This window comes from Vibrio sp. RE86, from assembly GCF_013114545.1.
GTDB lineage: Bacteria > Pseudomonadota > Gammaproteobacteria > Enterobacterales > Vibrionaceae > Vibrio.
On sequence record NZ_VTXI01000004.1, the window covers coordinates 123,971 to 146,427 of the forward strand.

The window sequence follows — 22,457 nt, forward strand, 5'->3', positions numbered from 1 at the left end:
TAGCGCAGCGGAGATAGAATGAAAAAAATATTTAAATTTGTTGGCATGTTTTTTAAAGGGATTTGGAAACTCATCACCTTTATTCGCCTTGCTCTCGTCAACCTCGTTTTCTTAGCCAGTGTCGGCATCATCTACTTTATCTACACCAGTGCAGACGCGCCTGTTCCTAGTGCACCTAAAGAGTCGGCACTGATTGTCAATATTTCGGGCCCTATTGTGGAGCAGTCCACTTATGTAAACCCGATGGACTCTTTAACAGGTTCATTCTTTGGTAAGAATTTGCCGAAGGAAAATGTCTTGTTTGATATCATCGATACCATCCGCCACGCAAAAGACGATAGCAATGTCAGCGGGCTTGTGCTTGCACTGCGTGATATGCCAGAGACAAACCTAACGAAACTAAGATACATCGCCAAAGCGCTGAACGAGTTTAAAGCGTCTGGTAAGCCAGTGTATGCGGTCGGCGATATTTACAACCAGAGCCAATACTACTTGGCCAGTTATGCGGACAAAATCTATCTCGCACCCGATGGCGCAGTGATGCTAAAAGGCTACAGCGCATACTCACTCTACTATAAGACGCTGTTAGAAAAGCTAGACGTTAATACACACGTATTCCGCGTTGGTACCTACAAATCTGCAATCGAGCCATTTATTCGTGATGATATGTCGGACGAAGCCAAAGAGTCGGCTTCTCGTTGGTTAAGTCAACTTTGGGGCGCGTACATTGATGATGTCGCATCGAACCGTCAACTTGACCCTGCTCTACTCACTCCAGACATGGACGCTTTTTTAGCGCTATTGAAGAAAAACAATGGCGACCTAGCAGCACTGTCTCTCAACGAAGGATTGGTTGATCAACTTGCAACACGTCAACAAGTGCGAAAAGAGTTGATTGAAGTCTTCGGTAGCAACGGCGAAGACAGCTATAACCATATTGGTTTTTACGAGTACCAATCTAAAATGGCGCCAAGCTTTGACTTAGCCCAAGATGACATTGCCGTTGTCGTTGCCAGTGGTGCTATCATGGATGGTGCTCAGCCTCGTGGAACGGTGGGCGGCGATACAACAGCAGCCCTGCTACGCCAAGCTCGCAATGACGACAAAGTGAAAGCTGTCGTGCTTCGTGTCGACAGCCCTGGCGGCAGCGCATTTGCATCAGAGGTGATTAGAAATGAAATCGAAGCACTTAAAGAGGCAGGAAAACCTGTTGTTGCTTCGATGTCGAGTCTAGCTGCATCTGGCGGTTATTGGATCTCTATGAGTGCTGACCGCATCGTCGCTCAGCCAACGACCCTAACAGGTTCAATCGGTATTTTCAGTGTTATTACCACCTTTGAGAAAGGTTTAAACAAACTGGGCATTTACACTGACGGCGTTGGTACATCACCATTTTCCAATGTTGGCATTACGACAGGCCTATCTGACGGTGCGTCTCAAGCGTTCCAAATGGGTATCGAACACGGTTACAGCCGCTTTATAGGTCTAGTTAGTCAATCTCGTGACATTCCTCTTGATACCGTCGATAGCGTTGCACAAGGCCGCGTGTGGACAGGTCAAGATGCGTTAGAGTTTGGTCTGGTCGATAAAATCGGTGATTTTGATGATGCGGTTAAATTGGCTGCCGAGCTGGCGAAACTTGAGCAATACAATCTCTATTGGGTAGAAGAGCCGCTATCACCAGCACAGCAGTTCATCCAAGACTTTATGAACCAAGTCAGCGTACATTTAGGCATCGATGCGACGGCCATGCTACCTGAAACGCTTCAACCAATCGCAACCCAAGTCATTGAAGATACGAACATGCTGCAAAGCTTTAATGATCCAAAAGGGCATTATGCATTCTGTTTGAATTGCCAAGTACAATAATCGAACGATAGCTCACAACTGATTAATCATTAAATAGCACATCGTTTTTAAACACTAATAATTAGGGGGATTCCTGTGCGGGATCCCCCTTTTTATTGGGCTAGATTTAGATATAATCCCACGCTCTGTTCCCCCTACAATTAACTGGTTTCAAAGCAATGGCTAGAAAACATATTTATATCGCATACACAGGCGGTACCATCGGTATGCAAAAGTCACATGATCACGGTTATGTGCCTGTTGCTGGCTTTATGGAAAAGCAGCTTGCGAGCATGCCGGAGTTTCATCGCCCAGAAATGCCTGAGTTCACCATTCATGAGTACGATCCTCTGATCGACTCTTCAGATATGACGCCAGCTGACTGGCAGCAGATCGCTGACGATATCCGTGACAACTATGATAAATACGACGGTTTCGTTATTCTGCACGGTACTGACACAATGGCCTACACGGCGTCAGCACTTTCGTTCATGTTGGAGAACTTAGGCAAACCCGTTATTGTTACTGGCTCGCAGATCCCTCTCGCTGAACTACGTTCTGACGGTCAAGCGAACCTGCTAAATGCCCTGCATATTGCTGCAAACTACCCAATCAACGAAGTGACGCTGTTTTTCAATAACAAGCTTATGCGCGGCAACCGCAGCACAAAATCACACGCTGACGGCTTTAATGCATTTACATCACCAAACCTACCTCCTTTACTTGAAGCGGGTATCAACATCCAAATCAGCAATGACATTGAAGTTGGAAAGGTTCCTCAAGGAGAGTTCAAAGTACACGATATTACGCCTCAACCGATTGGCGTTATTACCATGTACCCAGGTATCTCCCATGAAGTCATTCGCAACACGCTACTTCAGCCAGTCAATGCAATGATCCTTCTGACATTTGGTGTAGGTAATGCCCCGCAAAACCCAGAACTGCTGAGTCACTTAAAAGACGCGTCAGAACGCGGTGTGATTGTGGTGAACCTAACTCAATGTTTAGCGGGTAAAGTGAACATGGGTGGCTACGCGACAGGTTGTGCGCTGGCTGAAGCTGGCGTGATCAGTGGCTACGATATGACGCCAGAAGCCGCACTAGCGAAACTGCACTTCTTGTTAAGCCAAGGGCTAAGCTACGACCAAGTAAAAGTTAAGATGCAGCAAGTCCTACGTGGTGAGATGAGTATCTAACTGAAGCCAGACTGTAAAAGCCAGCGATCGACGCTGGCTTTTTTGTGCCTGAAACTCAAAGTCTAGAGACTAAAAAGGCGACTCACTGAGTCGCCTTTCTTTATTAGCTTCCGCTAAACGAATCTTTCGATTAACCGATGTGTGTTACGCCGCCCATGTACTTCTGAAGTACAGTAGGGATTGCGATACGGCCATCCGCTTCTTGGTTGTTCTCAAGGATAGCAACCATAGTACGGCCAACTGCTAGGCCAGAACCGTTCAACGTGTGTACTAGTTCAGGCTTCTTCTCACCTTTACGACGGAAGCGAGCTTGCATACGACGTGCTTGGAAGTCCCACATGTTTGAACAAGATGAGATCTCACGGTAAGTCTCTTGTGCAGGAACCCAAACTTCTAGGTCGTAAGTTTTACGAGCGCCGAAGCCCATATCACCTGTACATAGAACCACTTTACGGTAAGGAAGCTCTAGCAGCTGAAGAACCTTCTCAGCGTGACCTGTTAGCTCTTCTAGGGCATCCATTGAGTCTTCTGGACGTGTGATTTGAACAAGCTCAACTTTGTCGAACTGGTGCATACGAATTAGACCACGAGTATCACGACCGTAAGAGCCCGCTTCAGAACGGAAACATGGTGTGTGCGCCGTCATTTTCAGTGGCAGATCCGCTTCGTCAGAAATCGTGTCACGAACCATGTTCGTTACTGGCACTTCTGCTGTTGGGATAAGAGATAGACGACGTGGTTCTTCGTCATTCACTTTCTCTTCTAGCGGCTCAGTGTGGAACAGGTCTTTACCAAATTTTGGTAGCTGACCAGTACCGTATAGGCTGTCTGCGTTCACTAGGTAAGGCACATACATTTCTGTGTAGCCGTGCTCGTCCGTGTGAAGGTCTAGCATAAACTGCGCGATCGCACGGTGTAGACGAGCGAATTGACCTTTCATCACGATGAAACGTGCGCCTGTGATTTTCGTAGCACTTGCGAAGTCTAGGCCGTCACCCATTTCACCAAGATCAACGTGATCTTTCACGTCAAAGTCATAAGACTTCGGTGTACCCCAACGAGAAACTTCTACGTTGTCGTCTTCGTCTTTACCATCTGGCACTTCATCAGCAGGTAGGTTAGGCACTGAAAGCGTAATATCTTCAAGCTTGCTTTGAACTTCAGCCAGCTCGACTTTTTTCGCTTCAAGGTCGCTACCTAGTGTACCGATTTGCTTTTTGATCTCTTCAGCACCCTCTTTGTCGCCTGCAGCCATTTTTTGGCCGATTTGCTTAGAGATGGAGTTACGAGTGGATTGTAAATTTTCAACTTCTACTTGAATGGACTTGCGTTGTTCTTCAAGTTCACGGATAGCCTCTACGTCTAGTTTAAAGCCACGACGCGCTAGTTTTGCAGCTGTTTCATCCAGCTCTGTACGAAGTAATTTAGAATCCAGCATTGTTAATCCTATGCTTTTTTAGTTGTGAAATTGCGCTCAAGCGTCTTGCTCAAACGCTAAAAATATTAGCCGAGTAAATGTATCTAAAATGCTCGCCTATTCATAGCGCTTTAGTGGGCTTTTTGCGTCTAAACTAGCCAAGTAATCTAACTTTTCACCAATTTTGGTTTCTAAGCCACGATTTGTCGGTTTGTAGTAGCGAGTTTCGCCCATTTCAGGCGGAAGATAGTTCTCACCAGCCGCGTAAGCTCCGGGCTCATCATGTGCGTAACGATACTCTTGGCCATAACCTAAATCTTTCATTAAGCTGGTTGGCGCGTTGCGCAAATGCACCGGCACTTCGTACTCTGGCAAGTTATGAGCATCCGTTAATGCTTGCTTCCAAGCCGTATAAACCGCATTACTTTTCGGCGCACACGCTAGATAGACAATGGCTTGCGCTATCGCTCGTTCGCCTTCGGCTGGGCCAACACGCGTAAAACAGTCCCATGCAGAAAGTGCCACTTGCATCGCTCTAGGGTCAGCATTACCAACATCTTCAGAAGCGATCGCCAGCAAGCGACGCGCAATGTAGAGTGGATCGCACCCTGCCGCTATCATACGGGCAGACCAATACAAAGCTGCATCAGGGTTTGAGCCTCGAATCGACTTATGCACCGCTGATATTAAGTCGTACCAAATATCACCTTTATTATCGAATCGAGAGACCTTTTCTCCCGCCACTTCCGCAAGCAAAGGCAAGGTAATCACTTTGTCGCCTTGAGCATCTTCTTCAGCCATGTCATAGAGCAGCTCAAGATAGTTCAATGACATCCGAGCATCGCCATTCACAAGCTCCGATAGCCTGTCTAAGACATTGTCTTCAAACTTGGCGGATACCTTACCAAGGCCTCGCTCTTCATCTTGGATCGCTTGCTCAAGCGCCAAGCGAATATCTTGAGTCGCCAGTGAAGTGAGCTTGTAAACTCGAGCTCGTGATAGCAAAGCGTTGTTGAGTTCAAACGAAGGATTCTCAGTGGTTGCGCCAATGAAAGTCACCGTTCCATCTTCAATATGTGGCAAGAAGGCATCTTGCTGTGATTTGTTGAAACGATGGACTTCATCAACGAATAAGATGGTGCGGTGCCCTGCCAATTTGTTCTCACGCGCTTTTTCAATGGCGGCACGAATCTCTTTTACCCCAGAAGTTACCGCTGAAACTCGTTCGACTTCCGCATTGGCATAATTTGCCGCCACTTCAGCAAGTGTCGTTTTTCCTGTGCCAGGAGGCCCCCAAAGAATCATTGAGTGAATATGTCCAGCTTCAAGCGCACGTCTTAGCGGTTTACCCACACCAAGAATGTGTTGCTGGCCAATGTATTGCTCTATCTTTTCTGGGCGCATTTTTGCAGCGAGGGGACGAAAATCTTCGTCGCCTGAAAAGTCGAATGAGAAATTACTCACGCTTAGTTCCTTTGGTCGTCCACTTCAACCCCTTCAGGGATGACGAAGGTGAAACGGTTGGCATTTGGCTTGGTGAGGTTCACGTTATTAAACGTAAAGGTACTCTGCTGGCCATCTTGTTCAATAACACTAAACCCTTGGACTGCGCCCTTTTCATCAATTTGAAGCTTAAATTGACCTTGGTTACTTTCCACCGCTGTTGGTGTTAACGTAAAAGTATCACCTTGCTGTGCAACATCGTAGTTGTCCCAATCACTCGCTCGATTACGCGTCAAAAGAACAAAAGGTGTTTGCTCAGTGGCTTGTTCTTGCCAGTAGATGCTTACCTGCTCGATAAACGGGCTGTAATACCAAAGTGACTCACCATCAGACACCAAAACATTTTCATCCGGTGACACTGTCGTCCAGCGGAAAAGGCTCGGTCTTGCAATCTCAACCTTACCCTCACCTTCCATCACTAACTCCCCTTCAGGGCTAACTAGCTGTTGAGCAAAGTCAGCACTAAAGCCATCCGTCAACTGCAGGCGTTGGCTTAGTTCATCTTTAGGGGCAGCAAAGACAGAGAAACTCATAAAAAGTAGCGCAGCAATTTTTTTCATTTGATTTATTCCTTTTGGGTCTCAGCCCTTGTTTATAGCGTGCTTTCATTCAACCTTTGACCGGAGAAGGTTAAGTTTGTTCGCTTCGATGCGATTACTTACCGCAGCACTGCTTAAACTTTTTGCCGCTTTCACACGGGCAAGCGTCGTTTCGACCAATCTCTTTGTATGGGTTAACACTCTGAGATTTCGCACCACTCATGGCTTCATCCGCGGCTTGTGCAACTTCTGAAATCATTAAATCAACTTGATCAATAAAGTCAGACAACGCAGGTGGGTTCGCAATACCCGATGCTTTCATCTGCTCTTGGGTCTGCACTTCATCAATCGCCAACATAAAGGTGGTCAGTAAAGCTTGAAGCATGCGTAATGTGCCATCGCCGACACTCACTTCCGCCCATTGCTCTTCAATGGTAGGCCATAAGGTCATAAAGCCTTCAGCAAAATCTGCGAATTGCTCTCGCTGATTTTCATCATTGAGCAGATCAAGAAGTGAATATTCATTGCGCTTTAAGAACGAATACTGCTGATGAATATGCCCTTCGATGCCAGCTTTGACCTCAATTGCATTGTCAGCAAACACAGAAGGTAGCCATGTTTCTGGTGCCAACGGTTTTGTCGCCATGTTCGCAGCTAGCGTTAAACCTTCGACAAAAAAAGGCGTTTCATCAGTAAGTGAGTCTTGGAGTGCCAGTAATTGATACTTCATTTTAGATTTCTAGTGTTAACCATATATTGGGCGCATTATAACCCTATGCAAGGCCTTGGGTCACTTCGAGACTTTCCTCCCTGACTCGATATCCTCCTCCTTGTAATGTTTCGACAACTTTCCCGTCACGGCTAGCTTATATGGACTTAATAACTAGCCTTTTTCTTTGTGAACACTTATTTCACTTTGAAAATTTGAATTTTGGGCGCACTATCCCGCTGAAAACATTTTGTTACATTCATTTTATTAAATACAGCAGTTGAAATGAAAACAATAAAAACGCAAGGCTTTACGCTAATCGAACTCGTGGTCGTTATCGTTATTCTTGGCATACTCGCCGTGACCGCAGCTCCAAAGTTTTTGAACTATCAAGGAGATGCCCATAACAACCGCGCACAAGCCGCTTTCGCTTCATTTATCAGTGCTAGCCAGATGTATCACTCGATGTGGCTAGTTGAAGGTGAACCGACAACCGCAGTCACTGGCTATGCCAATGGTGTCATCGTACCTTCTGTCGGGGGCTTTCCTCGCACAATTGCATCAACTTCCACGATACCGAACTGCCCTGAGCTGTGGCGTAACCTGCTCGACACCGATCTCACTATCGAAGTGCATTCCGATCCAATATTACCGACCGATGCAGATATCGTGAGTTGGTATCGCGGTTCGGGAGACAGTGCATCATGTTACTTCTATTACGTATCGGACATTAATGATTACGATACGGATATTTGGACAATGAACTATTTCCCTCAAGACGGAAGCTACGAAGTGGTGCGCAATAACAGTCTGCCTAGGCCACAACCTACGCCATAGACTTTTTCTGTTCATACCTCTAAAATCACGCCTCCCTAATTGGAGGCGTTTTTTATGCGAGTAGTTTTGGGCCCTATGGAGGGCGTATTAGACCATTTGATGCGAGAGATTCTGACAGACATCAATGACTACGATCTCTGTGTCACTGAATTTGTTCGTGTGGTTGATCAGCTTTTGCCAGATCACGTCTTCCATCGCTTGTGTCCAGAGCTACTGCAAGGATCCCAAACTAAGTCTGGTGTACCTGTACATGTTCAACTGCTTGGTCAAGATCCGAAATGGATGGCAGAAAATGCCATTCGCGCGGCAGAACTGGGAGCCAAAGGGATTGATCTTAACTTTGGGTGCCCTGCAAAACTGGTTAACAAGAGTAAAGGCGGCGCAGCTCTACTTCAACATCCTGAGCTAATCCACAATGTGGTCAAAGCGTGTCGTGATGCCGTTCCTCAAGGCACTCCTGTAACCGCTAAAATACGTCTAGGCTGGGAGAACCCAGATGACTGTTTTGAAATTGTTGATGCTATTCAGAGCGCAGGTGCAAATGAGCTGACCGTTCATGCACGAACAAAGGCCGGCGGCTACAAAGCCAGTGAAATCAAATGGGATTACATCAACCAAATTCGTCAGCGCTTCTCTATTCCGCTGATCGCCAATGGTGAGATTTGGAACTACGAAGATGGACAAGCGTGTATTGCGACCACAGGTGTGGATTCGTTGATGGTATGCCGCGGAGCGTTCAACGTGCCGAACCTAGGAAACGTCGTTAAACACAACGCGACCGTCATGCCTTGGGCTGAAGTGGTTGAATTACTTTTAGTCTACTCTCAGTATGAAATGAAAGGTGACAAAGGCCTTTACTACCCTAACCGCGTGAAACAGTGGTTCTCTTACCTAAGACCGCAATACCCCGAAGCGGCAGCGTTGTTCAGAGAGATTCGTACATTCAACAAAGCCGCGCCGATTGTCGAACACATTACTCGCTATCGAGATGACTTAATCACCGCTTAAAACACCAACTTATCTTTACCTGTGGTTTTGGCTTGGTAGAGTTTTTCATCCGCAGCTTTGAATAAACGTTCGAAGCTGCACCCAGCACTGCTTTCAACAATTTCTACGCCACCAGAAATGGTAAAGCCAGCATCAATCGCTCTGGCGGAATCTTCATTGATCGCATTTTGCACGCGCAACATACCCTTTTGTAGCATCGCCTTATCATTACCAGTCATGTAGATAACGAACTCTTCCCCACCGACACGAGCCGCAGCATCATTGCGTCGGATACTGACGTCAATTTGGTCCGCCATGTAGATTATGACGTTATCACCCACATCATGGCCAAAACGGTCGTTGATCGATTTAAAGTTATCAATGTCGAATACGGCAATCGCGATATACTGCCCATGCACCGCATTACTTAAAAACGCCTCTAACCCCCTCCGATTAAGTAACCCCGTCATTGGATCCTTTGCTGCTAAGTCTTTAAAGTAATCATGCTCAACACGTGTGTTAATGAAAAACAACACAATCACTGAAAAGAGATAAATCAGTGCGATAACCATCAAACTGTAGCGTTCGAAGTAGAAGAAGCTCTTTACCTCAGTCATCCAATCAAATTGGTAGTAGATAGAGTGAGAACCAACCACACCTTCAATACTCAACGGGCGAATGAGTAACGTATGACTAGAAGGGGTCAAATAGTCTGTGTCGACGATATGCAAACGACCCGTTAGCTTGCCGCTCGTGTCTAAAAGTTCCCCATAAGAGATATCTAATGAAAGCATGCCTTGATGCACACCTTCACTATAAATTGGCATACTTAGGCTCATGACTTCCGTGTTCGAAGCATTTACGGGAGCAGGACCAGAAAGCGTAACATGATCTTTGTTAATGGCGGTTTCTTGCCAGAAAGGTCGAGCTTTGAGCGTGGTAAGCAGCTCCTTGGTGACATTTTTTGCATACGTATCAGGGGAAGACATAAAGTAGCCTTCACGATCAATGTAATGAATGCCAAGTAAGTAAGAGTCAATATCGTGCAAAAAAGAGAGGACAGGTGCGAGGGAAACTTGCCCAGAAATACGTTGGAATTCTTCGCTTTCAGGGTCACATAACTGTTCATCGCCTATCAGCATATAGTTGATGTCGACAGCAGGTATGTCGTGATTGCGTCCTTCAGATAGGAGCATCAAATCAATAGGCCACATTTGACACAGACCATCCACAACCTGACGATTGTGCTCAAGCATCATAATGTAGTGAGATTTAGCGTAATTGGAAAAACTATAGTCAATCGCGGTGATTACTTTTGACGCGCGCTCCATCGCGGCGAATATGCGCGAGTACTCATCGTCAACATCTCTGATCAGCGAGTCGTAGTAGTTTCTTGTTGTGAGTAAAAATACGAGCAGAACGAGAAACAAAGGCATGAGAAAAACAAATTTTAAGCTGAAGTGCCTTTGGACTTGCATCAGTTCCCTCTGAAAAAGCAAAAGCCTATCTCTACAATCATTGTAAGATAGGCTAAATAATATAACCGCGCCGATTATTACACAAAAGTCACAGCACTCAATAGATTAAATACTCATTAAGTTTAACTCGTTTTGGAATCAATTTAACAGAAGACTGTCATCAGTAAGCTCTTCTCCTCTAACTCTAGAGAACATTTCCAGTAAGTCGGGAACACCCATATTGGCCCTTTGCTCTCCTGCAACGTCCAAAACAATTTCACCTTGATGAAGCATGACAGTGCGGTCTCCACAAGCGAGTGCATCTTTCATCGAGTGCGTTACCATCATCACGGTTAAATTAAACTCTGAGACAATGGTTTTCGTCAGATCAATAATAAAGGCCGCCATGCGTGGGTCGAGTGCAGCAGTATGTTCATCAAGTAACAAGAGTTTACTGTCCGACAACGTTGCCATGACCAAGCTTACGGCTTGCCGTTGCCCTCCGGATAACAGGCCAATACTGTCTCCAAGACGATCTTCTAGACCAAGGCCAAGAATGCTAATGCGCTCTTTGAACAGTTCACGCCTTTTTGATGATAGCGATAAGCTCCAACCGCGGCGCTTTCCACGCATATAGGCCAATGCCATATTCTCTTCAATGGTCAAATCCCCACATGTCCCTGCTAGGGGGTCTTGGAATACCCGAGCACACTGCTTCGCTCTTTGATCAACAGTCTGCTTTGTCACGTCCAGTTCATCGATAATCACTTGACCACCGACCATTGGTGTTTCACCGGTTACCGCACCAAGCAGTGTAGATTTGCCAGCACCATTTGAGCCGATCACGGTTAAAAACTGATGCTTTGGCACTTCTAAATCTACACCACGCAATGCTCTATTCTCGAGAATGGTGCCAGGATTAAAGGTCACCTGAATATCTTCAAGACGAATCATGCCACTTCTCCCGAGTCTTTCCCTTGCCTTAATGATTTCTTCCCATGACTTGGGTCACTGCGCTTTTTTGACTTGAGGTTTCCTTTGATCTTCGGTGCAATCAATGCTGCCGCAACCAAAACAGCAGTCACGAGGTTGAGATCAGATGCTTGTAGCCCGAACATCCCTGAACTAAGCGCGAACGCAACAGCCAAGCGATACAGTACAGAACCGACAATAACCGCCACAACCGCAACCCAAATTTTACGTCCTGGGATTAAAGTCTGGCCGAGGATAACAGCGGCTAGACCAACTACAATCGTACCAACCCCGGAAGTGACATCGGCGAAACTGTTGGTTTGCGCGAACAGTGCCCCAGAAAACCCAACAAAACCATTGGAAAGAGCCAAGCCAAAATAAGTGTAGAATGCGGTACTTGCACCTTGAGCAGACACCATTCGAGCGTTCACCCCTGTCGCTCGAAGTCCAAGCCCAAAGTCACTATTGAGTAAACGAACCACCAGCCAAGCTGAGAATAAAACAAGGGCACCAACAACCAAAGGACGCACAAGCATCGGATCACCAATCGCTTCAAATGGCGTTAAGATTGTCTCTTCACCGAGCAGCGCCATATTGGGTCTGCCCATAATACGAATGTTTATCGAGAAGGCAGCTATCATGGTTAAGATCGACGCTAGCAGATGTAAAATCCCGCATCGAACCGCCAAAAAGGCCGTTACCCAACCTGTGGCAGCCCCCGCTAGAATAGCCATCAGTGTCGCGATCCAAGGGTTGATGCCCACCACAATAGCCGTTGCTGCCACCGCTGCTCCCATAGGAAAACTGCCATCTACGCTAAGGTCTGGGAAATCAAGTACGCGGAATGTAAGGTAAACGCCAAGAGCGACCAATCCATACAACAAGCCAATTTCAAGCGCGCCAAAAAATGCAAAAGCAGACATGTAATACTCCCTGTCTGTAAAAGATAGGCGCCTCAAACATACGTATTTAGCCCATGTTTGAGGCAGACATGATTACTTCACGCTTGTCGCTCGATCTAAGACAGATTGAGGGATATCAACACCAAGCTTTGCTGCTGCTGTTTTGTTAACAACGAGATCTGAACCCTGTGCGATTTTTACATCCAGAGAACCAGGCTGAGCACCTTCGATAATCGCTGCAACGTATTCTGCGGTTTGAACCCCTACTTGGTAGTAGTCAAAACCAAGACTTGCGATCGCACCTTTTTCAACGTAAGACGTGGCGCCACCCATCACTGGAGTTTTCGACTGGTTTGCCGCGACAATCATCCCTTCAATCGCACTAGCAACAGTGTTATCCGTTGGTGCATAAATCACATCAGACTTCGCTGCTATCGCTTGTGTGGCAGATTGAACATCCGCGCTTTTTAGTGCCGTCGCTTCAACCACTTCAAGTCCATGTTCCTGAGCACTTTGTTTGAGCAGATCAACCAGTGTTACCGCGTTTGCTTCACCTGGATTGAATACCACGCCGATTGATTTAACACTTGGCATGATCTCTTTAATCAGCGCCACGTGTTGGTTTACTGGAGAGAGATCCGAAAGACCTGTTACATTTTTTCCTGGTTGCTCAAGCGTCTTTACTAACTTAGCACCCACAGGGTCCGTTACTGCGGTGAAAACAACTGGGATGGAGCGAGTAGCGGAAACCAAGGCTTGCGCAGTTGGCGTTGCAATCCCCACCAGAACATCGGGCTTTTCACCGACGTATTGGCGCGCGATTTGAACCGCAATAGCCGGGTTGCCTTGAGCCGTTTTGTAATCAAAATCGAGGTTTTTGCCTTGCTCATACCCTTTTGCTTTTAGGCCGTCGATCAGCCCTTGGCGAGTCGCATCTAAAGCTGGGTGCTCAACGATTTGAGAAACAGCCACTTTGGCTGTTTTTGCCATGATTGACACGGAAGTGAGTAATGCTGCACCTGCTAGGGCAACAGTAGCAATGACTTTTGCTGCTTTCATCTTAACTCCTTGATGGTAAAGCAACCTGCCGACACCAAGACGCCACAGCATCAACGGCGACATACCCGCCATCAACGCTGAGTAATTGGCAATCAATGAGAAAAAGAGAGATGAACACCACATACTTCCTGACTTATGGCACTGAACATCGTCACATCGAGTTAACTATCAGCAGACTGTTTTAAGCAATATTAATGTTGTGTTTGAACGAATATCTTATTTTTATAAATCTGTTCATTTTGTGAACACATTAATTATTACCAGTTAGATGTGTAAAAGAAAAGCAAGATTTAACATTTAAATAACAAAAGGAGATCCATCTAGCTAATTCTCTTTTTTCGCATGAATCAAAAGATTACGTGGTGTTGTTTCTCTAGAACAGAACTCAGATAGTTCGACTTCATATCCATTGTCTTCAAGGTAAAGCACCTTATCGAAAGCTAACCATAATTCGAGAAGACGGCGATAAGGCTGCTGAACTAAACTGATTCGCTCCATTTGCCAGTATCGGCTGATTCCCTTTGCTTCAAACCGATCGAAATCTACCTTTGGCAACTCAATGCCTTTACGTTCACAAGCCCACTGACAAAACGCTTCAAAGCCATCCGATAGCTGTGATTTTTTGATACTAGGGACAGGTTGGTATTGCTCAATAGACAAACACTCCCTTAGCAACGCATCAAAGCCTAACCGATAGGTCATCTCTTGCATTCGATGTCGGCGAACACGCTCTCCACCGGTCACCGTTTCTTGAAGGGGAATACGAAGCTCGGACTTGGTCAACGCTAACTGAGACGTCTGGGCTACCTTGGAAAGCGGTTGATAAGTCTCAGCCTCAATGAGGTGATAGCAACAAGGGGAAATCGTCATAGCAGGCAGTTGCCTGTCTACCCCTTTAATCAAAAGAGAGACATGAAGATCACCACACGCATGCAAAGCAACAGCATGCTGACGTTCATTAAAGACCTCTAAAGACTCCTCAGACAACGCATCACCCTGTACAAATGTCATTGGTAACTGCTGTTTATCTGCCTCTGCTTGGCCAGAATCACACAGCGCTTGCTGATACTCGAAACTTGTCACAGGTTGTGAAGACTGACTGGCTAAGATGCGCCCCAGAAATCCTTTACCTGAACACCACTCAAGCCACTCGCTCCCGTTATGGGCAGTAAGAACGGCCTCCCCCATTGACAGGATTTGCTCAAGTTTTCTGCCCGGTACGCCTGTTTCTACGCCACGGTCCAAGGTCAACCCCTCACATTTTAATTGAGGAAGTGAAGATACCCACTGCGAGATTTGACTTAATTGAGGTAAATACTCCGACATCGCTTCAAGCAACTTAGCATTATCTTGCTTGAAGGCATCGATTTCGGTTTCTGAGAGGGCGTTTAACCAAGCACATAATTGTGGCTCAGAGCCGCGCCATGGCAGGTCAATTTGCTGGCTTGCAAAGAATGGTTCGAATCGCCAAAGGGCTTGATTGGCAATTAGGAATGAATCCAGAGATTGGAACTGACGTGACATGACTTCCCCCTTAAAAGCGTAGTGTAGAGGGAAGTCTAGTGAGATGGTAGCGGATTAACGCACGGGTAAGTCGATATCCTTAAACATCTCTTCAATTTCAGCGTTCGATTTTAGTGATAATGCTTGCTCAACCACAGGGCGAGTTAAGTGCGGAGCAAAGCGTTCCATGAAATCAAACATGTAAGAGCGTAAGAAAGTGCCTCGTCTAAAGCCGATACTAGTCGTACTCGCGCCAAAGATGTGGCTTGCATCGATTGCGACTAAATCCGTGTCTTGTTCCTGGTCAATAGCCATACTTGCGATAACACCAACACCTATGCCCATACGAACGTAGGTTTTGATCACGTCTGCATCTGTCGCGGTAAAGACAACGCGAGGCGTCAAGCCATATTTATTGAACGCGGTATCAAGTTCTGAGCGCCCAGTAAAACCAAACACATAAGTAACCAGTGGGAACGAAGCAAGGTCTTGGATCGTCACTTGCTCTTTCTGCGCTAACGGGTGGTTTTTTGGTACAACAATCGAACGATTCCAGTGGTAGCAAGGCAGCATTATCGCATCTTGGTACAAGTGTAGCGCTTCGGTTGCAATAGCAAAGTTTGCAGTACCCTTAGCAATCGCCTCCGACATTTGTGATGGCGTGCCTTGATGCATATGCAGTGACACTTTCGGGTAACGCGCAGTAAAGCCTTTAATCACGTCAGGCAATGCATAACGCGCTTGAGTATGTGTCGTCGAGATGTTCAGCGTGCCCATCTCGGGGTGAGTATGTTCACCGGCGACGGCTTTAATACTCTCAACACGAGCTAGGATCTCTTGAGAGATACGGATAATATCTTCGCCCGCGCCCGTCACTTGAGTGAGATGTTTACCGCTGCGTTCAAAAATCTGAATGCCCAGTTCGTCTTCAAGCAAACGAACCTGTTTACTGATGCCCGGCTGAGAAGTGTAAAGACTCTCGGCAGTAGCCGATACATTTAAGTTATGGTTGACGACCTCAACAATATACTTCAATTGTTGTAATTTCATTCTTGACCTCGTAATCCCTTATCGACGCCGCACAGCGAGCACACGTAGTTTATAATATTTAGTTATAACGCCTATAGGGGAAAATTGATAGTCCGATCTAGTATATGCCTGACAAATTGGGGGCAAATTTTCTGGGCAGCGTTTATTTTGCAACCAATTACTCAGAATGAGCTTTGCAAAGTGTATTTTCGTTAATAAAATTACTAAGTTGAGCAATAATGCAAAAGAGATACAGCCGTATAGCAGAATCGTGTATGCTTACTGGCTAGCTATTAAAAAACATAAGATACGGAATTTATGAATATTGGGTTAATCATAGCTTTAGTTGCCATCTTACTCGTGCTGGTTCTGGGGTATAACATTATGCTTCAGTACAAGGTGAAAGCTGAAACTGCGCGCAAACAGGAAAGTTCGCGTTACCTGCAGATCATCGATGCGACTGAAGAGCTAATCGGTCACGCCCATCACATGCCATACAGTAAAGATCTTCTCGTCTGTTTAAACACCCGTATCTTGGATGCTTTGCAGAACATGTATGAGCTTGACCCCAAGAACAAGCAGTTGCAGCAACGTGTTGAAAACGTAAAGGATCAAATCAAACAGCTAGATGATAATTATAAAGGTGGTGAGAGCACTACCTTTAAGGTGCCAAGTAGTGATAAGCAAGCGATCATGATGCTTAAACTGGTTAAGCGCCTTCGTGACACCATCCGCAGCGAACACAATAAGGGTCGTTTTGAAACGCAAGCCTATGTTGCTGAGAATGCGCGCCTTGAAACTATCCAGATTCGAATTAACATCGAAAACGTTATCAAACGCTCAAACGACGCGATTGTTCGTGGCCAACCAGGTACTGCAATTCAATTACTAAAAAAAGGCTTAGACGCGCTTAGTACTAAGAATGATGCGTACTCAAACCAAGCACGCGAAAAGCTGCAATCAATGTTTGACGACTTAGAGTCCAAACGCCAGACTAAAAATGCAGAAGAGCTTCATCAGCTCGAAGAAAATCAACGTAAAAATGATATGGATGCGCTCTTCGGTGAGAAGAAAAAGTGGTAAACTAGCTGCTATATACACAAGTTTAAAAGGTCGCTATTGCGGCCTTTTCTTTTTCCAAAGTTAAGTAATACCCAAGATGATCGAACTAGACCAATATCAATCCCTGCTTGAACCTATAAATGAATTCTTACAATGCCCAACACCTGATGCTTGGGTAGAGGAGGCTCGAAAGCCCGAGAACCTCAAAGTAGTATTGATCGATCACCTGCTATGTGAATTGAAAGCGGGTCAATCAGCGATGTATTTAATTCGTAAATATGCCGTCGATAAGTCGAGTGCTCATAGCCTTCTAGATTGGTTCAAACCTTACGAAGATTTTGCTTACCGTAAAACGGGAAACCTCGAGACGTTAAAAGGTAAAAGCAATATCTCGAAATCCATCATGGCGAAATCTAATTCGCCTTACAGCCAAGACTTAATTGACAAAATGGTGCTGCTGATTAAAGAAGAGCTTCACCACTTTTACCAAGTGCTTGAAATTATGGACTCACGCGGCATTGATTATGAACCTGTGCAAGCCAGCCGATATGCGAAAGGGCTTATTGGTAAAATGGCGACACATGAACCTCAAACCTTAATCGATAAGCTCATTATTGGGGCTTACATTGAAGCGCGTTCATGTGAACGCTTTGCAAAACTGTCTCCACACATGGATGAAGACATTGCTAAGTTCTATGTGTCGTTACTTCGCTCCGAAGCGAGGCATTATCAAGATTACTTAACCCTTGCCGAAGAGATCGCTGGAGAAGATATCACGCAACGTATCGAGTACTTTGGTCAGTTAGAAGCAGAGCTAATTTCATCTCCAGATCATGATTTTAAGTTTCATAGTGGTGTACCCGCTTAACCAGAAAAGGATGCGTCGCGCATCCTTTTTTACTCTTCTGCATTCTATTACAGCAACGCTTCTCCAAGCCCAGCGGCATAGAGCTTCTTACTGATTCGATTAAGTGCTTCAGCTTGGTTAGCTTCAATCACTAGCGTCCCTTTGCTTTTCAATACATCCATCATGGCTTCGACACAATCGGCTTCAGCAGCAATTCCATCGAGTTTCGCTCTGATAAAGCCAAACCAATCGTCGTCCATTTTCTTTTTAACCTTTTCAATCACTTCAGGACTTGTGACCTGAAACTGTTGACGGTTATCAAAGGCATTCTGATTTGTTCGTGCAATATCATAAACGATATGTGCTTTCTTCTTAGCAATTAGCATTCCTGGGATATTCAACTGAAGCTCAGCTATTTGACCGCCACTCATTTTCAAAAAGAACTTGATATCCTTATAGCCACTGCTGTCAGGAGCTACGTTATGCTGCTGTAAAGCACTTCCGCCGCTAGCAAGTTGATATCTATCTTTAAGTGACTTTTGATGCTTAGCAACGGCTTTAAACTCTTCTGTGCCACAAATAAATAACTTAGCAGCCTGCAGATCTTTGAATTTCTTCACTTTGACCGTAATACGAGCACAATCTTTTAAGTCACCGACATCGTTGGTTCGCATTCGAGTGGTAATCTTAGCCAATGCACCGCTATAACTCTTAATTCCACCATAGGCGCCTGGAGGAAAACTCACTTCAGCACCGAAAGCTACTTTGAGACGCTCAGCAAAGGTGTTGAGTTCAACTTGTGCTTGGATGATCTCTTTGAACATTAAAAACAACTGCTTGCGTTTTAATTTAGCATTCGCGACCTGATTCTTGCCATGGAAGTCCATCGCTTTCGTATTGAGTACTTTCTTTCCCGCTGCATTTGTTTCCAGATGCTGTGCAACATCTGCATCTAGATATTCTGCTAAGTGAGCATCATCCGTTAAGATATCGTGCATCAACTTACACATCTTGCCTTCATCAGTTTTCTGAAAGCTTTTTGACTTCAGCTTGCTTCTCAGCTCCGCTAAGCTCGATTGGTACTCATTTTGATTAACTAGGCGAAAACCCTGAGAAAGGTGCGCTGATTGATTTATCCGCTTAAGCACTTCGGCTTTGATCTTAGCGACATCGCCCACGCTCACTTTTTTATTTGCTACTCCAGAAAGCGCGTCACTGCCAACTGAAGCTGATAATGTATCTGTCATTAAAACATCTCCAACTCAATGCCCAAGTAAAGCTCTACCATTCATCCCCTGAGCGTAGAGCTCTCTACCAATTTTATTTAGTGCCTCAGCTTCCTTAGGAGAGACAATCAAACTTCCTGATTGATGGAGACGGTGAATCATGTTCTGAGCAACTTTTAACTCATCACGGGCTTTAGGGACATTATCATGAATAAAGCTAAACCAGTTTTTATCCATTTTCCGTTTCACCGTATCCAGCACTTCTTGGCTAGAAACTTTGAACTCTTTAGATAAGTCTTTAGTGGTTCGAGTAATATCGTAAATAATGTGCTCTTTGGCCTTCGCTACAAGCATGCCAGGTATGTTGAGTTGGAGTTCCGCAATTTGACCATTCGAAAGCTTCAGGAAGAACTTAATATCTCGATAGCCGGAACCAGTTGCACCCTTATTATACTTCGCCAGAGTCGATTTACCCCCTGCAAACGAATAACGGTCTTTCAATGCATTTTGATTGTGTGCGACTTTTCGAAACTCTTCAGTACGACAAATAAAGAGCTTTGCTGCGTGTAATGCAGTTAAAGAGTCAAACATCACCGTCATTCGAGCGCAATCTTTCAGCTCACCAACGTAGGTATCTCTATCACGGGTAGTCATTTTAGCTAAAGCACCGCTAAAACTTTTAATCCCCCCGAACGCACCTGGTGGTTCACTCAACTCACCATTAAAAGCCGATGCAACGGTCTTAGCAAAAGTCCTTAACTCAACTTGAGCTTGAATAATTTCTCTGTACATCAAAAACAGCTGTTTTCGCTTAAGTTTTGTGTTCGCGACTTGATTACGCTGAGCTTGGCTCATCGACTTGGTATTAAGAGTGGCTTTGCCGGTGGAAGGTTTAGTCAAGTAGGATTTGAGGTCATCATCTAAGTACTCAACCAAATGTGCATCATCGGTTAGGATGTCGTACATCAGTTTGCATACTCTTCCTTCTTCCGTTGAAAGAAACTGTTTCGACGTCAATTCCGATTTAAGTCTTGCTAATTCTGAATGGTAGTCTTTTTGATTGACCAAGCGAAAGCCTTGGGAGAGGTGCTTGGTCTGGTCAATGTACTGTAACACCTTGGCCTTTTTCTTGCGGACCAATTCCTTCTCTAGTTTCAACTCATCAGGCGTTAACTTACTAACATGTTTTGGGCGAGATTCGTATCCGTCCATCATTCACTCCCTAAATAGATTGCGTAAGCCTACAATCTAATTTAAGAGAGCATTATAAATATCGTGTAATTTAATAATTCATTTGAGATATTGATCAACTTATAAGCTAGTAACCACTTACTTACTACGGATAAAAAAGCCAGCATACGCTGGCTTTGTTGGTTGGTTAGATTGGATTAAGCAAGGGTTGCGTTAATCTCAGCCAGCACTGCAGCTGGGTCTGGCGCTTGTGTAATTGGACGGCCAATAACCAGGTAATCTGAGCCCGCTTGGATAGCATCCACTGGTGTCATAATACGCTTTTGATCGCCAACCGCTGCACCGGCTGGACGAATGCCCGGAGTAACAAGCTTAAACTCTTTACCTAACTCACCTTTCAACATTGACGCTTCTTGCGCAGAACATACCACTCCATCAAGGCCTGCGTTCTTTGTTAGGTTAGCCAGACGAATAACTTGCTTCTGTGGAGCAATATCTAAGCCAATACCCGCCAAATCAGATTGTTCCATGCTTGTTAATACCGTTACACCGATCAGTAGAGGGCGGTCTTTCCCGTATGGCTCAAGAATTTCACGTGAAGCGGTCATCATGCGCTCACCACCACCTGCGTGAACATTCACCATCCAAACGCCCATTTCAGCAGCCGCACGAACCGCTTTCGAGCACGTGTTAGGAATATCGTGGAACTTAAGGTCTAAGAAAACTGAAAAACCACGTTTATGGAGCTCTTTAACGAAATCAGGACCAAACAGCGTAAACATCTCTTTACCAACTTTGAGTCGGCATGAGCTTGGGTCAATTCTATCTACAAAAGCAAGTGCATCAGCTTGATTGTCGTAATCCAGTGCAACAATAACTTTTTGGTCGATCATTTCATCTCCTAACATACTATAAACAAGTCGAAAAAAAGCAGCGGGCTCACCGCTGCTCATTAATGATTGGAATTTCCAATCGGAAATAGATTATTCACCATCAAGCCCTCTAATCGGCTTAATAGTCCCCCACCCTTTACATGATGGACAATGCCAATACATCGAGTGGGTCGAGAAACCACACTTGCGGCAGCGATAGTGAGGTTTAACTTTTAACTGTTCACCTACCAATTGCTGAAGCGTACCAAGACTGGCTTTTGCTCGCCCTTCTTCCGCCTCAGCTAAGTGATAGTCCATTAAACGATAGAACCCTTTCATTGTCGGGTTCTTAACTAATTGACGAGTCAAAAGCTCTTGAGCTGCGCCTGCGCCATCGTGCTTAGCGACCATCTGAGCCAACATCAGCTCAGCGGATACGCCAGCCTTGTTAACGATGCAGTTACGTAAGAAATTGAGCAGCTCATCTTCTTGGTCAAGATGATGATAGCAATCTGCTAAGGTTGGTAAAACTTCACTAATGAAGTCACTGTCCTGCTCAAGCACCATCTCCATGTATTTGATGGTGTTCTTGTAATCTTCGTCATCTAGGTAGAGTTTACCCAACGCGATACTTGCACGAACACACTTAGGGTCTTCAGACAGTGCGCGCTTAAAATTTTGGATCGCTAGAGAATGATTCCCATCCGCCTTCTCTTGCATCGCAAGTTCACACCAGAAATGGCCAATACTGGTACGCATGCGTTTACGTCCCATCTTGACTAAAAGCGATGCGTAATGAATAGCTTTATTCCACTCACGTGTCTGTTGGTAAATCGCGACGAGTTGTTGAAGCGCACCTTCACGGTGATCCGGTTCATCCACTAACTGTTCGAAGATCTTTTCTGCTCGGTCAAGAAAGCCAGAGGCCATGTAGTCTTTGGCGAGCTGTTGGAGAGCGATATTTTTCTGATCAATCGTGAGACCAGAGCGCGAGATTAAGTTTTGGTGAATACGTATAGCGCGATCGACTTCGCCTCTTGAGCGGAACAGATTGCCAAGAGCTAGATGCGTATCGATCGTTTCATTATCGACTTGAAGAAGTTCAATGAAGTGATCCACTGCTTTATCCGATTGATCGGATAAAAGCAGGTTTAAGCCCGTCACGTATTGACGAGATATTTGATTAGATTGTTTCTGCTTGTCCTGCTGGGCGCTTCGATTACCCATATACCAACCATACGCCGCGGCGATTGGTAATAACAAGAAGAGGATTTCTAACATCGAGTAACAGCCTACCTACA

Annotated in this window: 20 protein-coding genes; 6 read left to right on the plus strand and 14 right to left on the minus strand. The window is 45.4% G+C overall.

What is annotated here, in order from left to right:
- The first annotated feature begins 18 nt into the window (after positions 1 to 18).
- Both sppA and ansA read left to right on the plus strand, forming a co-directional pair.
- Entirely contained in the window at positions 19 to 1,869 is a 1,851-nt protein-coding gene (gene sppA, locus F0231_RS05765) for a signal peptide peptidase SppA (RefSeq protein ID WP_171758767.1), read from the plus strand.
- A gap of 158 nt (positions 1,870 to 2,027) precedes the next feature.
- Positions 2,028 to 3,044 carry an asparaginase gene (ansA, locus tag F0231_RS05770; protein ID WP_171758768.1) on the plus strand — a complete coding sequence of 339 codons (1,017 nt, stop codon included), beginning with the start codon at positions 2,028 to 2,030 and terminating at the stop codon, positions 3,042 to 3,044.
- A gap of 130 nt (positions 3,045 to 3,174) precedes the next feature.
- Here ansA and serS read toward each other — a convergent pair whose 3' ends face one another.
- The 4 genes from serS to F0231_RS05790 form a co-directional block, all read right to left on the minus strand.
- On the minus strand, positions 3,175 to 4,482 hold the full coding sequence (gene serS, locus F0231_RS05775) for a serine--tRNA ligase (protein WP_171758769.1): 1,308 nt from the start codon (positions 4,480 to 4,482) through the stop codon (positions 3,175 to 3,177).
- A gap of 96 nt (positions 4,483 to 4,578) precedes the next feature.
- Positions 4,579 to 5,925 carry an AAA family ATPase gene (locus F0231_RS05780; RefSeq protein WP_171758770.1) on the minus strand — a complete coding sequence of 449 codons (1,347 nt, stop codon included), beginning with the start codon at positions 5,923 to 5,925 and terminating at the stop codon, positions 4,579 to 4,581.
- 2 nt (positions 5,926 to 5,927) lie between these two features.
- On the minus strand, positions 5,928 to 6,524 hold the full coding sequence (gene lolA, locus F0231_RS05785; RefSeq protein WP_171758771.1) for an outer membrane lipoprotein chaperone LolA: 597 nt from the start codon (positions 6,522 to 6,524) through the stop codon (positions 5,928 to 5,930).
- Between the two features lie 94 nt (positions 6,525 to 6,618).
- The gene (locus F0231_RS05790) at positions 6,619 to 7,233 is read right to left on the minus strand and encodes a YecA family protein (RefSeq protein ID WP_171758772.1); all 615 of its coding nucleotides are present in this window, start codon (positions 7,231 to 7,233) and stop codon (positions 6,619 to 6,621) included.
- Positions 7,234 to 7,497: 264 nt separating this feature from the next.
- Between F0231_RS05790 and F0231_RS21120 the strand changes: the two genes are divergently transcribed.
- The gene (locus F0231_RS21120; RefSeq protein WP_171758773.1) at positions 7,498 to 8,049 is read left to right on the plus strand and encodes a type II secretion system protein; all 552 of its coding nucleotides are present in this window, start codon (positions 7,498 to 7,500) and stop codon (positions 8,047 to 8,049) included.
- 54 nt (positions 8,050 to 8,103) lie between these two features.
- Positions 8,104 to 9,057 (plus strand): tRNA dihydrouridine(16) synthase DusC, encoded by a 954-nt coding sequence (gene dusC, locus F0231_RS05800; protein WP_171758774.1) that lies wholly within the window; start codon positions 8,104 to 8,106, stop codon positions 9,055 to 9,057.
- Here the strand turns inward: dusC and F0231_RS05805 are convergent.
- The 6 genes from F0231_RS05805 to cysB form a co-directional block, all read right to left on the minus strand.
- Positions 9,054 to 10,514, minus strand: coding sequence for a sensor domain-containing diguanylate cyclase (locus F0231_RS05805; RefSeq protein WP_171758775.1), 1,461 nt, complete (start codon positions 10,512 to 10,514; stop codon positions 9,054 to 9,056). The two genes, dusC and F0231_RS05805, sit on opposite strands and share 4 nt — an antisense overlap.
- Positions 10,515 to 10,652: 138 nt before the next feature.
- Positions 10,653 to 11,447 (minus strand): ABC transporter ATP-binding protein, encoded by a 795-nt coding sequence (locus F0231_RS05810; protein WP_171758776.1) that lies wholly within the window; start codon positions 11,445 to 11,447, stop codon positions 10,653 to 10,655.
- Positions 11,444 to 12,388, minus strand: a complete 945-nt coding sequence (locus F0231_RS05815; protein WP_171758777.1) for an ABC transporter permease — start codon at positions 12,386 to 12,388, stop codon at positions 11,444 to 11,446. Before F0231_RS05815 ends, F0231_RS05810 begins: the two co-directional genes overlap by 4 nt.
- 72 nt (positions 12,389 to 12,460) lie before the next feature.
- A complete protein-coding gene (locus F0231_RS05820; RefSeq protein ID WP_171758887.1) occupies positions 12,461 to 13,426 on the minus strand; it encodes an ABC transporter substrate-binding protein in 966 nt (321 codons plus the stop codon).
- 324 nt (positions 13,427 to 13,750) lie between these two features.
- The gene (locus tag F0231_RS05825) at positions 13,751 to 14,950 is read right to left on the minus strand and encodes a methyltransferase (RefSeq protein WP_171758778.1); all 1,200 of its coding nucleotides are present in this window, start codon (positions 14,948 to 14,950) and stop codon (positions 13,751 to 13,753) included.
- A gap of 54 nt (positions 14,951 to 15,004) precedes the next feature.
- A complete protein-coding gene (gene cysB, locus F0231_RS05830) occupies positions 15,005 to 15,979 on the minus strand; it encodes an HTH-type transcriptional regulator CysB (RefSeq protein ID WP_171758779.1) in 975 nt (324 codons plus the stop codon).
- Positions 15,980 to 16,276: 297 nt separating this feature from the next.
- Between cysB and F0231_RS05835 the strand changes: the two genes are divergently transcribed.
- Both F0231_RS05835 and F0231_RS05840 read left to right on the plus strand, forming a co-directional pair.
- Complete coding sequence (locus F0231_RS05835) at positions 16,277 to 17,041, plus strand: DNA repair protein (RefSeq protein WP_171758780.1); 765 nt, start codon at positions 16,277 to 16,279, stop codon at positions 17,039 to 17,041.
- Between the two features lie 76 nt (positions 17,042 to 17,117).
- Positions 17,118 to 17,888, plus strand: coding sequence for a tRNA isopentenyl-2-thiomethyl-A-37 hydroxylase MiaE (locus tag F0231_RS05840; RefSeq protein WP_171758781.1), 771 nt, complete (start codon positions 17,118 to 17,120; stop codon positions 17,886 to 17,888).
- 47 nt (positions 17,889 to 17,935) lie between these two features.
- Here F0231_RS05840 and F0231_RS05845 read toward each other — a convergent pair whose 3' ends face one another.
- The 4 genes from F0231_RS05845 to lapB all read right to left on the minus strand — a co-directional run bounded on the left by F0231_RS05845 (position 17,936) and on the right by lapB (position 22,437).
- Positions 17,936 to 19,114 (minus strand): hypothetical protein, encoded by a 1,179-nt coding sequence (locus F0231_RS05845; RefSeq protein WP_171758782.1) that lies wholly within the window; start codon positions 19,112 to 19,114, stop codon positions 17,936 to 17,938.
- 15 nt (positions 19,115 to 19,129) lie between these two features.
- The gene (locus tag F0231_RS05850) at positions 19,130 to 20,308 is read right to left on the minus strand and encodes a hypothetical protein (protein ID WP_171758783.1); all 1,179 of its coding nucleotides are present in this window, start codon (positions 20,306 to 20,308) and stop codon (positions 19,130 to 19,132) included.
- Between the two features lie 173 nt (positions 20,309 to 20,481).
- The gene (gene pyrF / locus F0231_RS05855) at positions 20,482 to 21,177 is read right to left on the minus strand and encodes an orotidine-5'-phosphate decarboxylase (protein WP_171758784.1); all 696 of its coding nucleotides are present in this window, start codon (positions 21,175 to 21,177) and stop codon (positions 20,482 to 20,484) included.
- A gap of 90 nt (positions 21,178 to 21,267) precedes the next feature.
- Entirely contained in the window at positions 21,268 to 22,437 is a 1,170-nt protein-coding gene (gene lapB / locus F0231_RS05860; protein WP_171758785.1) for a lipopolysaccharide assembly protein LapB, read from the minus strand.
- Positions 22,438 to 22,457 lie beyond the last annotated feature (20 nt).

Excerpts from the sequence above, each read along its gene's own strand:
- cysB (WP_171758779.1), bottom strand. The coding sequence starts at position 15,979 with ATGAAATTACAACAATTGAAGTATATTGTTGAGGTCGTCAACCATAAC.
- F0231_RS05845 (WP_171758782.1), bottom strand. The coding sequence starts at position 19,114 with ATGACAGATACATTATCAGCTTCAGTTGGCAGTGACGCGCTTTCTGGA.
- F0231_RS05790 (WP_171758772.1), bottom strand. The coding sequence starts at position 7,233 with ATGAAGTATCAATTACTGGCACTCCAAGACTCACTTACTGATGAAACG.
- serS (WP_171758769.1), bottom strand. The coding sequence starts at position 4,482 with ATGCTGGATTCTAAATTACTTCGTACAGAGCTGGATGAAACAGCTGCA.
- ansA (WP_171758768.1), top strand. The coding sequence starts at position 2,028 with ATGGCTAGAAAACATATTTATATCGCATACACAGGCGGTACCATCGGT.
- F0231_RS05850 (WP_171758783.1), bottom strand. The coding sequence starts at position 20,308 with ATGATGGACGGATACGAATCTCGCCCAAAACATGTTAGTAAGTTAACG.
- F0231_RS21120 (WP_171758773.1), top strand. The coding sequence starts at position 7,498 with ATGAAAACAATAAAAACGCAAGGCTTTACGCTAATCGAACTCGTGGTC.
- F0231_RS05815 (WP_171758777.1), bottom strand. The coding sequence starts at position 12,388 with ATGTCTGCTTTTGCATTTTTTGGCGCGCTTGAAATTGGCTTGTTGTAT.
- lapB (WP_171758785.1), bottom strand. The coding sequence starts at position 22,437 with ATGTTAGAAATCCTCTTCTTGTTATTACCAATCGCCGCGGCGTATGGT.
- F0231_RS05840 (WP_171758781.1), top strand. The coding sequence starts at position 17,118 with ATGATCGAACTAGACCAATATCAATCCCTGCTTGAACCTATAAATGAA.
- F0231_RS05825 (WP_171758778.1), bottom strand. The coding sequence starts at position 14,950 with ATGTCACGTCAGTTCCAATCTCTGGATTCATTCCTAATTGCCAATCAA.
- F0231_RS05805 (WP_171758775.1), bottom strand. The coding sequence starts at position 10,514 with ATGCAAGTCCAAAGGCACTTCAGCTTAAAATTTGTTTTTCTCATGCCT.
- F0231_RS05835 (WP_171758780.1), top strand. The coding sequence starts at position 16,277 with ATGAATATTGGGTTAATCATAGCTTTAGTTGCCATCTTACTCGTGCTG.
- lolA (WP_171758771.1), bottom strand. The coding sequence starts at position 6,524 with ATGAAAAAAATTGCTGCGCTACTTTTTATGAGTTTCTCTGTCTTTGCT.
- pyrF (WP_171758784.1), bottom strand. The coding sequence starts at position 21,177 with ATGATCGACCAAAAAGTTATTGTTGCACTGGATTACGACAATCAAGCT.
- F0231_RS05810 (WP_171758776.1), bottom strand. The coding sequence starts at position 11,447 with ATGATTCGTCTTGAAGATATTCAGGTGACCTTTAATCCTGGCACCATT.
- dusC (WP_171758774.1), top strand. The coding sequence starts at position 8,104 with ATGCGAGTAGTTTTGGGCCCTATGGAGGGCGTATTAGACCATTTGATG.
- F0231_RS05820 (WP_171758887.1), bottom strand. The coding sequence starts at position 13,426 with ATGAAAGCAGCAAAAGTCATTGCTACTGTTGCCCTAGCAGGTGCAGCA.
- sppA (WP_171758767.1), top strand. The coding sequence starts at position 19 with ATGAAAAAAATATTTAAATTTGTTGGCATGTTTTTTAAAGGGATTTGG.